We start from the raw sequence: 13,322 nt of genomic DNA, 5'->3' as shown, positions 1-13,322 counted from the left end.
TTAACCATAAAAAAACGGCACATACCTGATGATATGTGCCGTTAATGGCTTATAACGGCTGGTTTCAGTTAGAAATTATATTTAACCCCTAACGTGATACTGCTGTCGCTGTAGCCATTATTACCCACTTGCTGGCCGACATTACCCCACAGATTCAGCTTGTTATTGATCTGGCCTTCGACACCCAATTTCAACTCAGCAATATTGGCTGCACCCGCTTGCTTCACGGTTATACCATCGAGGGTGGTGCCAAAATCTTTGGTGTTATGGACCCAATTGGCCTCAACATATGGCTTAAATGCCGGAACGTTGGCTTTTTCAGCGGTAGGTATTGGGCTGATAAAGGCCTTCACACCCAAGCGGGTTTGAATGTTGTTATTCCCCTCGCCGGAGACTACTGTGCCATTAGTTTCTGTATGAGAATCGGCTTTCACTCCCATCCACACCACTTGAGCTTTTGGCTGAATAAAGTAATTTTGGTTAACGCTCTGGCCCACTTTGAAGGCATAGCCACTCTCGACCGCAGCAGTGAACCCTTTCGAGTCATATTTCTCGGTGGTGAGATCTTGTCCATCAACCTGATTATTAAACCAACTGTATTGCAGCCAGGTGTCAACATAAGCACCGGTATTATCCTGACTATCAGCAAACCATGTGCCATATACCCCCACACTGTAGCCATCTACCGAACCGTTGGACCGATAACCGGTTTCCTGTGCCACAGAAGAGCTGCTGCTATTGGCATAACCCGCCATAACCCCGACGCGCCACAGATCTTGTGTGTTGCGGCTCCATTGCGCCACATCACCCCCCAACTGCATCACATATCGGTTATCTTGCGTTTTCAATTCGCCACTGTCATCACGGGAACGGTTATGGCTGCCTTCATTGCGTAACCACAGGCTGGTCGTTTTCTCTTCACCCGTAAAGACATCGGTATACACTGTTTCACCGGAGCGATCAGCCAAACTGGTTACAAACATTGAGTTGGCCGCGGCCAGGTTCGCGGTATAACTTGCCGGTTCAGGGCGGCGCTCATCTGCTTGAGTGCGCAGATACCAGTCACCATCGGTCGGCGAGCTAACACCACCTTGATACAAGAAGTACTCATAGGCACCCGCCACAGCACGACCATTCAGGGTAAACTGCCCGGCAGAATCGCCACCGACATCAATGATTTTGATGCCCTCAGAGGTCCGCGCACCATTACCACCAATATTGTTCACGGTGACAAAACTTTGCCCTGCGGTATTGCCAGTAATCAACAGCCGATCGGTTACTGATGAATCACCGGCCAGAATAGTATTGAAGACCACAGTGCCGTTATCACCGGTATAATTGCCATCAATAATGAAGGTCCCGAAATCGCCGCCGGTTAAGGCATTTGGCATAATCAGGTTGCCACGGTTTTCCACATTCCCTGTCACCTGGCCGTATCCACCTAATGAGCCGGTGTTAGTAATCAACACGTCACTGACCAGATTGACGACATTGGATGCCAGTGTGGCCACCAATGTACGGGCCAATGGTGACTCATTCACCGTCAGGGTCGAGGTGGCTGTTGAACTGCCCAGTTGCAGCAAACCGTTTTCAATCGTCGTCAAACTGGCACTGACTGTACCACTATCAATTTTTACCGTGCCGCTGCCACGTTTAACCAATGTACCGCTACCGCTGATCGCGTTGGATAAATTCCAGACTGACGCCGTATCCAAGATTAGCTCACCGTTGTTTGCAACACTGCTGCTCCCCAGATTGCCTGCATTATTGGCGGTCAACACCGTCCCTGCGTCAGTGGTAAATAAGCCCGAATAGCCACTATTGTCTGCGGCCAGTTGGACATTGGCACTGTTGGAAAGTTGGACGTTGCCGCTACCCGCCAACGCGTTCAGCAGCTCCCCGCTGGTATTATCCAGATTAAGCAGGCCGTTATTGTTAATCGCTCCCGAGCCTAGCCCTTGGACCTGATACAGATGTGCTGTCGCGCCACTGGCAATGTCAGTGCTGCCAGTAAAACCACTATTAGCTTGAGTGATACTCAGTAAACCGCCGGCCAGATCCAGCTCACCAACGCCCGTCAATACGCCATCAACCTGCCCGCCATTAGTGACGGTTAACTTGCCGCTATTGAAGTCCAATGTACTGCCGGTTTCAGTGGCTAACTGACCCACCGTCTGCTGAGTCCCGTTGAGATCCACATTCGTCGCCGTGCTCATCGCCAGCAGAGAAGTTTGCCCCAGTGCTGAATCCGCAGCCAGACGGACATTGCCTGCACGCACCCATGTCGCGCCGGTATAGCTGTTGGTCGAATTCGATAACGATGCAATGCTGCCGTCATTAGCGGAAACAAAGGCCAGGTCGCCACTGCCCGTCACCTGAGCGGAGAGATCATTAGCCTGTGTACCATTGTTTGCCAAGGTTGCCGTTAATATCAGCGCGTCATTACCTGTGCTCTGCAACTCCAACGCCTTCAGCCCATAATTGACGTACAACCCATCAAAACCGGTCCCGGTGGTCATGCCGTAATTAAACGAACCCAGTGCCGCCGGTGAGAGTGCACCAGGGTTAGAAATAGACTGATAAACGGTCGCACTTAACGGGTCACCAAGTGCATCAGATAACGTCAGCTCATGCCCGGTTCCGGTCGCAGCGCCGGAGGCCAAGGTCACAATGATCTCCCCTTCATCCAGTTGCATCACCGACAAACCGCCAAGATCTGGTGTGACATTCGCTGGTAAATTAACCCGAACCTCACCGCCACCGGTGGTATCGATATTATTCGCCGTGAGGGTTCCTAAGGAGCTGATGATACCTGAGTTATCCACCAGATTATTAAACAGCAACGTACCGCCATTGAGCGCCAGCCCACCGATATTCTGTACACCGTCGGCCACGGAGGCCAGACTGCCGCTGGATAATTTCAGTGTGGAATTCGTCAACGCTGTTGTATTCAAACCATCGATATTGAAAATGGTATTTTGCAAATTCACAATGCCGCTGAATGCGCCGCCCACTGAAGAGCCGAAATCAAATGCCGTGCTGGCATCATTCTTCGCCACATTCAGTGTGCCGCTGCCGGTCAGTACATGGTCAAACAGCGCGATATCAGCCAGATTCAAGGTGGCATCCGTGATATCCACCGTGACCGCATTGTCCACACTGTTGGTGTTATTCAGGGTCACATCACTGCTGTCGGTGACCTGCAAGATACCGCTGCCGGTGACCGTATTACCAAAGATGCCGTTAAAGCCGCTCAGCGCCAGAATATCCTGTGCGCCCGCCAGGGCCACAGAGGAAGCAGCCCCCAAATTATTGGTTGAGGCCACCGTCAATTTACTGCTGTCCGCCAGCGCATACTGACCGAGGAAGCCACTGTTATTGCCGGTCAGCGACACATTCGCACCATTGTTGATATCAACAGTCGAATCCGCCACGCCGCTGAGAGCATTGGCAACCGCGCCGCTAAGACCGTTTAGCACCAGATTGGAGGTGGCGGTATCCAGATTCACAGTAGCGGTTGAAGCACCGAGATTACTGGCTTGACCGACGCTCAACGTACCGGCAGCACCGATATGGTGTGCGCCGCTAAAGCTGTTAGTGCCGGTCAGGGTCACCGCAGCGTTGGTATTGATGTCGCCCGTGCCGCTCAGCACATTGGCCAGTGCCGCATTGGCCCCGTTCAGGTTTAAATCACCCAGCACATTAATGGCACTGCTGCCCAGCGTACCGGCCCCGTTCAGGGTTGCCGACGCGCCCGACGCAATCAGGGTCTGGCCGCTTAAGCCGCTGTTAGCACCACTGACTGCCAAGTCACCGCCGTTGATGTTCAGAGTACCCGCACCAGTCAAACCGCCGGTCGCGGTTGATACTCCGCCCGCCGCCAGGTTCAGTGTCCCGCCCGCAATATTCAGGCTACTGCTGTTGGACAGCGCCCCTGTACTACTCAGTACGCCGCCCGTACCCAACGTTACCGTACCAGCATTGGTCAGTGCGCCCACGGTTTGAGTGTGACCGTTGATGTTGGCGCTGGCACCGCTGGCGATATCCAGTAATGACGTCTGACCAAAGGCACCGTTAGCCCCCAGGATCAGCTCACCGGCATTGACCGTGGTCGTGCCCTGATAGCTGTTACTGCCGTTGGCCAGCGTCAGCGCCCCATTGGTGGCATCCACCTGCAAACCACCCACCCCTGATACCAGTGCATTCAGCTCTTTATTCGAGGTCGCGCTGCTGTCTGTTGCCAGCAACAAGGCATCGGCACCGTCCGTTAACAGTTCCAGCGCGCTCAGGCTGTAATTGACATACAAACCATTACCACCGCTGCCGTTGCTGCTGGTCAGACCGTAATTATGGGTGGCATTCGCTACCGTTGTCCCGCCCTGCAAGATGGCAGAGACCACGCCTTGCGCGGTGTCGGTGACCGTCGTACCGTTGATCATCAGATTAAGACCGCTGGCCGCCCCACTCACCGTACCGGCATTAATCAGCGCCAGCATAATATCGCCCCGATCCTGATCGAGGATCGACAGATTCGGTGCCAGCACCGGATTCTGGTTAGTCCAACTGTCAGTGCCCGTCACGCTGATGGTGCCGCTGTTCAGCGCCAGATCAGTGACCGTCACCACACCGCTGGCCTGTGACTGCGGCGCTGCCCCGTCAAAAATCAGGGTGCCGCCACTCAGATCCAAGCCGTGCAACGTGCGATCATCCGTACCAACGGTGGTCACGTTATTGGCTGAGAGTTTCAGTGTGGCATTTGCCAGCGCGGCTGTGTTGCCCGCGTTTAACGCAAAGGTAGAGTTCGTCAGGTTCACAATGCCGCTGAACGCACCGCCCACTGAAGAGCCGAAATCAAATGCCGTGCTGGCATCATTCTTCGCCACATTCAGTGTGCCGCTGCCGGTCAGTACATGGTCAAACAGCGCGATATCAGCCAGATTCAAGGTGGCATCCGTGATATCCACCGTGACCGCATTGTCCACACTGTTGGTGTTATTCAGGGTCACATCACTGCTGTCGGTGACCTGCAAGATACCGCTGCCGGTGACCGTATTACCAAAGATGCCGTTAAAGCCGCTCAGCGCCAGAATATCCTGTGCGCCCGCCAGGGCCACAGAGGAAGCAGCCCCCAAATTATTGGTTGAGGCCACCGTCAATTTACTGCTGTCCGCCAGCGCATACTGACCGAGGAAGCCACTGTTATTGCCGGTCAGCGACACATTCGCACCATTGTTGATATCAACAGTCGAATCCGCCACGCCGCTGAGAGCATTGGCAACCGCGCCGCTAAGGCCGTTCAGCACCAGATGGGAAGTGGCGGTATCCAGATTCACAGTAGCCGTCGAGGCTCCCAGATTACCGGCCTGCGTTACCGTTAATGCCCCTGTGGCACCGATATGGTGTGCGCCGCTAAAGCTGTTAGTGCCGGTCAGGGTCACCGCAGCGTTGGTATTGATGTCGCCCGTGCCGCTCAGCACATTGGCCAGTGCCGCATTGGCCCCGTTCAGGTTTAAATCACCCAGCACATTAATGGCACTGCTGCCCAGTGTACCGGCCCCGTTCAGGGTTGCCGACGCGCCCGACGCAATCAGGGTCTGGCCGCTTAAGCCGCTGTTGGCACCACTGACCGCCAAGTCACCGCCGTTGATGTTCAGAGTACCCGCACCAGTCAAACCGCCGGTCGCGGTTGATACTCCGCCCGCCGCCAGATTCAGTGTCCCGCCAGTGATATCAAGGATACTGCTGTTGGACAGCACGCCGCTGTTCAGCACCCCACCCGTGCCCAACGTTACCGTACCAGCATTGGTCAGTGCGCCCACGGTTTGAGTGCGACCGTTGATGTTGGCGCTGGCACCGCTGGCGATATCCAGTAATGACGTCTGACCAAAGGCACCGTTAGCCCCCAGGATCAGCTCACCGGCATTGACCGTGGTCGTGCCCTGATAGCTGTTACTGCCGTTGGCCAGCGTCAGCGCCCCATTGGTGGCATCCACCTGCAAACCACCCACCCCTGATACCAGTGCATTCAGCTCTTTATTCGAGGTCGCGCTGCTGTCTGTTGCCAGCAACAAGGCATCGGCACCGTCCGTTAACAGTTCCAGCGCGCTCAGGCTGTAATTGACATACAAACCATTACTACCGCTGCCGTTGCTGCTGGTCAGACCGTAATTATGGGTGGCATTCGCTACCGTCGTCCCGCCCTGCAAGATGGCAGAGACCACGCCTTGCGCGGTGTCGGTGACCGTCGTGCCGTTGATCATCAGATTAAGACCGCTGGCCGCCCCACTCACCGTACCGGCATTAATCAGCGCCAGCATAATATCGCCCCGATCCTGATCGAGGATCGACAGATTCGGTGCCAGCACCGGATTCTGGTTAGTCCAACTGTCAGTGCCCGTCACGCTGATGGTGCCGCTGTTCAGCGCCAGATCAGTGACCGTCACCACACCGCTGGCCTGTGACTGCGGCGCTGCCCCGTCAAAAATCAGGGTGCCGCCACTCAGATCCAAGCCGTGCAACGTGCGATCATCCGTACCAACGGTGGTCACGTTATTGGCTGAGAGTTTCAGTGTGGCATTTGCCAGCGCGGCTGTGTTGCCCGCGTTTAACGCAAAGGTAGAGTTCGTCAGGTTCACAATGCCGCTGAACGCACCGCCCACTGAAGAGCCGAAATCAAATGCCGTGCTGGCATCATTCTTCGCCACATTCAGTGTGCCGCTGCCGGTCAGTACATGGTCAAACAGCGCGATATCAGCCAGATTCAAGGTGGCATCCGTGATATCCACCGTGACCGCATTGTCCACACTGTTGGTGTTATTCAGGGTCGCATCGCTGCTATCGGTGACCTGCAAGATACCGCTGCCGGTGACCGTATTACCAAAGATGCCGTTAAAGCCGCTCAGCGCCAGAATATCCTGTGCGCCCGCCAGGGCCACAGAGGAAACAGCCCCCAAATTATTGGTTGAGGCCACCGTCAATTTACTGCTGTCCGCCAGCGCATACTGACCGAGGAAGCCACTGTTATTGCCGGTCAGCGACACATTCGCACCATTGTTGATATCAACAGTCGAATCCGCCACGCCGCTGAGAGCATTGGCAACCGCGCCGCTAAGGCCGTTCAGCACCAGATGGGAAGTGGCGGTATCCAGATTCACAGTAGCGGTTGAAGCGCCGAGATTACTGGCTTGACCGACGCTCAACGTACCGGCAGCACCGATATGGTGTGCGCCGCTAAAGCTATTCGTGCCAGTCAGGGTGATGGCAGCGTTGGTATTGATGTCGCCCGTGCCGCTCAACACATTGGCCAGTGCCGCATTGGCCCCGTTCAGGTTTAAATCACCCAGCACATTAATGGCACTGCTGCCCAGCGTATCGGCCCCGTTCAGGGTTGCCGACGCGCCCGACGCAATCAGGGTCTGGCCGCTTAAGCCGCTGTTAGCACCACTGACCGCCAAGTCACCGCCGTTGATGTTCAGAGTACCCGCACCAGTCAAACCGCCGGTCGCCGTTGATACTCCGCCCGCCGCCAGATTCAGTGTCCCGCCAGTGATATCAAGGATACTGCTGTTGGACAGCACGCCGCTGTTCAGCACCCCACCCGTGCCCAACGTTACCGTACCAGCATTGGTCAGTGCGCCGACAGTCTGGCTGTGACCATTGATATTAGTATTAGTACCCGCCGCGGTTGTTAATCCAGAGGTCTGTCCCAGCGCATTATCGCTGCCCAGATTCAAGATACCGCCATTCACCAATGTGCTACCGGTGTAATCGTTCGTGGCATTGTTCAGCGTCATTTCGCTGTTATCCGCGCCAATAGCTAAATTACCCGTACCAGTCACTTTCGCCAGCAAGGTGTGATCAGCATTCACCGCGCCCTGTGACGTCAGCGTCAAACTTTGGCCGGAAAGTAACGTCAACTGAGTCAGACTTGACGTCACACTTAAGCCACCGCCATTGCCCGATAATCCGTAGTTATAAAGTGCCTCAGCAACTATATTGCTCCCCTGAGTAATATCTTCAGTTGTGCCATTACCCAGGCTATTACCCAAACTGTCTTGTAATGTCAGGAGCGCCAACTCAGGTGTAGAGAGCGTATTATTACTGCTGATTAATTGGGCTGAACTGCCAGTGTCCTGATCAAGTAAATTCCCGCCAGTGGTGAGAGCCGGATCAACTTGGATGGTACTGCTATTCGTCACCGCCAACGTGTCAGTGACGATTAAGCTGCCAGAGCCAAATACTGTCGTCGCACCATTTAGGGTAAAGTTACCCAGTATCTGATTGCCACTGCCTACGGTCATCAACGTACCGCCAGAGGCCACAAACAACGCATTGCCCAATGTGCTGGTATTATCGCCACTCAGGGCAAAAACAGTGTTTTCCATATCAATCGTACCGGCGAATGCCGTGCCAGTATTAACACCAAAATTGAAAATGTTATTGGCAGTATCAATGTTCAGCGTGCCAGTGCCGGTCAGTACATGGTCAAACAGCGCGATATCAGCCAGATTCAAGGTGGCATCCGTGATATCCACCGTGACCGCATTGTCCACACTGTTGGTGTTATTCAGGGTCACATCACTGCTGTCGGTGACCTGCAAGATACCGCTGCCGGTGACCGTATTGCCAAAGATGCCGTTAAAGCCGCTCAGCGCCAGAATATCCTGTGCGCCCGCCAGGGCCACAGAGGAAGCAGCCCCCAAATTATTGGTTGAGGCCACCGTCAATTTACTGCTGTCCGCCAGCGCATACTGACCGAGGAAGCCACTGTTATTGCCGGTCAGCGACACATTCGCACCATTGTTGATATCAACAGTTGAATCCGCCACGCCGCTGAGGGCATTGGCAACCGCGCCGCTAAGGCCGTTCAGCACCAGATTGGAGGTGGCGGTATCCAGATTCACAGTAGCGGTTGAAGCACCGAGATTACCGGCCTGCGTTACCGTTAATGCCCCTGTGGCACCGATATGGTGTGCGCCGCTAAAGCTGTTAGTGCCGGTCAGGGTCACCGCAGCGTTGGTATTGATGTCGCCCGTGCCGCTCAGCACATTGGCCAGTGCCGCATTGGCCCCGTTCAGGTTTAAATCACCCAGCACATTAATGGCACTGCTGCCCAGCGTACCGGCCCCGTTCAGGGTTGCCGACGCGCCCGACGCAATCAGGGTCTGGCCGCTTAAGCCGCTGTTGGCACCACTGACCGCCAAGTCACCGCCGTTGATGTTCAGAGTACCCGCACCAGTCAAACCGCCGGTCGCGGTTGATACTCCGCCCGCCGCCAGATTCAGTGTCCCGCCAGTGATATCAAGGATACTGCTGTTGGACAGCACGCCGCTGTTCAGCACCCCACCCGTGCCCAACGTTACCGTACCAGCATTGGTCAGTGCGCCGACAGTCTGGCTGTGACCATTGATATTAGTATTAGTACCCGCCGCGGTTGTTAATCCAGAGGTCTGTCCCAGCGCATTATCGCTGCCCAGATTCAAGATGCCGCCATTCACCAATGTGCTACCGGTGTAATCGTTCGTGGCATTGTTCAGCGTCATTTCGCTGTTATCAGCGCCAATAGCTAAATTACCGCTACCAGTCAGTTGAGCAGTCAGCAGTTTATTGGTATCCAATGCGCCCTGTGACGTCAGCGTTAATGTCTGCCCGGAGATTATTGCCAACCGAGTCAGCACAGAGGTTATGCTCAAGCCGCTACCGACGCCGGATAAGGTATAGTTATAAAGGGCTTGTGCTACCGTACTCGCCCCCTGAATAACACTCATTGAAGTATCAGGACCTAAACTCGCACCCGACAAATCCATGAGTGTCAGTCGCGCCAAATCTGTTGCTGATAGGGTATTGCTACTGTCAATTAATTTGACTGAGCTGCCAGTGTCTTGATCGAGTATGTTTCCGGCGGTACTCATGGCCGGATCGACTCTGATATTGCTGTCGTTTGTTACCGCCAACGTGTCGGCAGTAATTAAACTGCCATTAGAAAATGCAGAGGTACCGCCGTTGAGAATAAAATTACCTATCGCCTGATTGCTATTATCCACCGCAACCAGAGCCCCTGCAGACGCAATAAAGGAGGCATTGCTCAATGCGGCTGTATTATCACCACTCAGGGTGAAAACAGTGTTTTTCATATCAATCGTACCGGCGAATCCCGTGCCTGTATTAGCACCAAAATTGAAGGTGTTATTCGCGGTATCAATATTTAATAAACCGGTTCCCAACAGGGAGTTGTTATACGTAGCCACACCATTCAAATTCAGTGTGCCATCCAGTGAAAGGTTACTCGTCCCCAACTGATTGCTGTTGCTGACTGTTAGAGTACCGCTCTGATTCACTTGCCAATCGCCAGCAAAAGTACTGGCCTGGCTCAACGAAACATTAGCACCGTTATCAACAATGGCTAAACCATCCCCGCCGGCAACATGGCCTAATGAGGCGTTCAGTGTGCTATTGAATGTGCTGCCAAAAAGTAACTCGCTACTCGCGCTGATATTAATTGCCCCGCTACCGACGTTATCGTCAGAATTCAGGGTAATTTGGCTATCGATAAGATTGATATTAGTAAAGCCCTGTAACGACGTACCACTCGCCAGAGAATCAAATGAGTTATTGAAGTTCAGGGTATTTGAGCCACTACCGGCATTTAGAGCACCTAAATAAGTGCTCCCCAGCGTCATATTATTAAGAGTAAAAGTATCGTCGCCTGTGCCTGTTGTAATGGAGGATACCTGTGCGCCATTCTCGATAGTGACATTGTTATTCCCGTCACCCAGATTAATCGCACCATTACTTTGCGATGTGCTACCAAGAGCTAATGTATCGCTGCCGGAACCTGTGGTTAATGATCCATTCAATATCGAGTTATTATTGATTATATTTGCCGCTGTTCCGGCAAATGTCACCGCACCATTAATCGTCCCGTTATTATTCAATGTCTTTGCTGTGGTGCCTGCGAAATTAATCGCCGTTGCACCCGTTGCATTGATCAGGGTATTCGCACCAATAGTGGTCGCCGTTACTGCACCATCGGCTACTTGCAGCCCGGTGCCAGCACTGTCGGTCACATTAATGTCCAAATACGCATTACTGAGATCGACCCCACCAACAGAATTTATCCCGGTCCCCGCACCTGTCACATTAATAATATTATTGCCATTAACACTGTTGGCAAATGTCAGACCGGCCAGGCTATTTAGCGCAGTGCCCGTCACCGTGTTGAAGATGATATGGTTTAATGCCAGATTAACACCCGCCGCCTTTGAGAAAGCGGCACCGGTACCATTCAGATTAAGAATCAAGTCAGTCAAAACATGGCTATTGCTAGTGCCAGCAAAAGTTAAAGCATTCGCCGCACCCGTCGTGGTAATCGCCCCACCGACCATATTTAGCAACGCATTGGTTAGAACATTAATACCTGTTCCAGCACTGGCACTCACTGTGCCACCAGTATTATCAATATTGATTGTTTGTGCCGTGGCAGCTGAAACTGCAATCCCCGCCGTGGTGCTAGTAATCGAACCACTGTTGGTCAAACTAGCCGTGCCACTGCCATTATGGGTAAGGACTATCCCGGCAGTAGTACTGTTGATCGTGCCCGCGTTAGTGACATTAACCGTCCCACTACCGGTATCAGTGACACTGATACCGGTTGCTTTTCTGATAGTACCCTCAGCCTCATTACGAACGACCACATTGCCCGATGAGGCAGCACTGATATTAATCCCAGTACCCGCGGTGGTATTTTGCGTGCCATCAGAGATGGTCGCCGCTGAACGGATATAAATATTCCCCGTCCCTGCAAGGGTTTTGCTGGCAATAATCCCATCATTGGCCGCTCCGGCAGCAACAACAAGATTTGAACCCGCGGCCAGATTGTAGATAACATCATTAGGCGAGGCCGGACCATTGTAAATATATGAAGTTGTTGTCGTACTGGGGGCATTACTGATGACATCACCCGCCAAGTTATTCATGTTAATCACTGCACCGGAACCAAATAATCCGGTAACCGGATTATAAGAACCTATCTGTACACCATAGTTAGCCACCCCTAACGGGTTTTGGCTATCGATAGTCAGGGTTAATTTGGCACCATCATCAATCATATAGTTATACGAGGCCACGCCAACACCAACAACACCGGGTCCATTAGTGAGCCGCGTGCCCGTAATATTAACATCGGCACCATTGGCAAAATGAAGCACGCTATTCGCTGCTGTATCATTACTCCAGAATACCGCCGGATAATCAGGGCTTGTTATCCCTGTTAAGTTGAAATGTCCCGTAAATGTAATATTACTGCCTAAAACTGATTGTCTATAAGTGCCAAAATTTAAGGTAATAGGCTGGGTAATATTGCCGAATATCACTCTACCGATCTTATTGGGTGCGACCGCAGCGCTATCAACACCCATCGCAACCAGTTTTCCATTGGGTACTGACTTGATGTTATCCAAAGTGACGTCTAACCGAGTCGTGTCGTCTTGTACATACACCAGTCGGGAAACTATGCCGCTTGTGATCGCAAGCGTTGACGTAATGTCGCCAAAGTTGACGAGTTGGAACGTTGCATTTTGCGAACTCCAGGCGGCATTGTTTGTGGTTCCTGCCGCCATGAGGAAAGCATAGTTCGCGTAGTTTAAGTTATAGCCACCACCATCAATCACCAGATTTTGCCGGGCATTTGCGGCTTGGTTTACTGTGATCCCCCCAGCATATGCAGTTGCAAGATTGATATCTGCTGTCAATAGGATCGTGGTGGCAGTACTTCCCGCCCCCGCACTACTTAATGCAGCGACTAAACCTGCCGCGGTTGATACCGTCACGCAGTTTGTGCCCATAGCAGCACAATCGCCGACACTGATAGCAAAAGCAGGTTGAATACCAAACACCCCCATCACGGCGGCGGCTACAATAGCTATTTTAGGAGAAAGATGTTTACCTGATTTCTCAAGTAAAGGTGTGGCTGTGGAGCCTCGCTGGGTAGTTTTTGATTTTTTTTTTCCCTTGGCAAACTCACCGACCGCAACCCATATACTCAAGGATATATTCCAAATAACTTTAAAAATTGCGTTCATATATATCCTTAAAAGATTAAAATCTTATTGAAAGTGTATTGATGGCATCGCACCTTACAAATCAGACGAAAGAGGAAAACGTCATAAACTAATGATTCAATAAGTAAGCGATTTTCGTTTAGAGGAGAGAGAGTCCCAGGCTATCAGTCGGCGAACACACCCAAGGTGCTTCGTTTTAAATCCAGCCATCTAAAGACTAAAATAAAGTTAACATCCAACATACCTTATCTATATGTCTTTATT

Annotated in this window: 1 protein-coding gene; it reads right to left on the bottom strand. The window is 52.6% G+C overall.

Translation table 11 applies throughout. From position 1 onward, the window contains the following. Positions 1-68: 68 nt before the first annotated feature. A complete protein-coding gene (locus V2A84_RS22335; RefSeq protein WP_442849065.1) occupies positions 69-13,079 on the bottom strand; it encodes an autotransporter outer membrane beta-barrel domain-containing protein in 13,011 nt (4,336 codons plus the stop codon). Positions 13,080-13,322 lie beyond the last annotated feature (243 nt).

This window comes from Yersinia sp. 2553 StPb PI, from assembly GCF_052217105.1.
Lineage (GTDB): Bacteria > Pseudomonadota > Gammaproteobacteria > Enterobacterales > Enterobacteriaceae > Yersinia > Yersinia enterocolitica_E.
The sequence above is the reverse complement of the archived record's forward strand: the minus strand, read 5'-3'. Positions and strand labels throughout refer to the sequence as shown.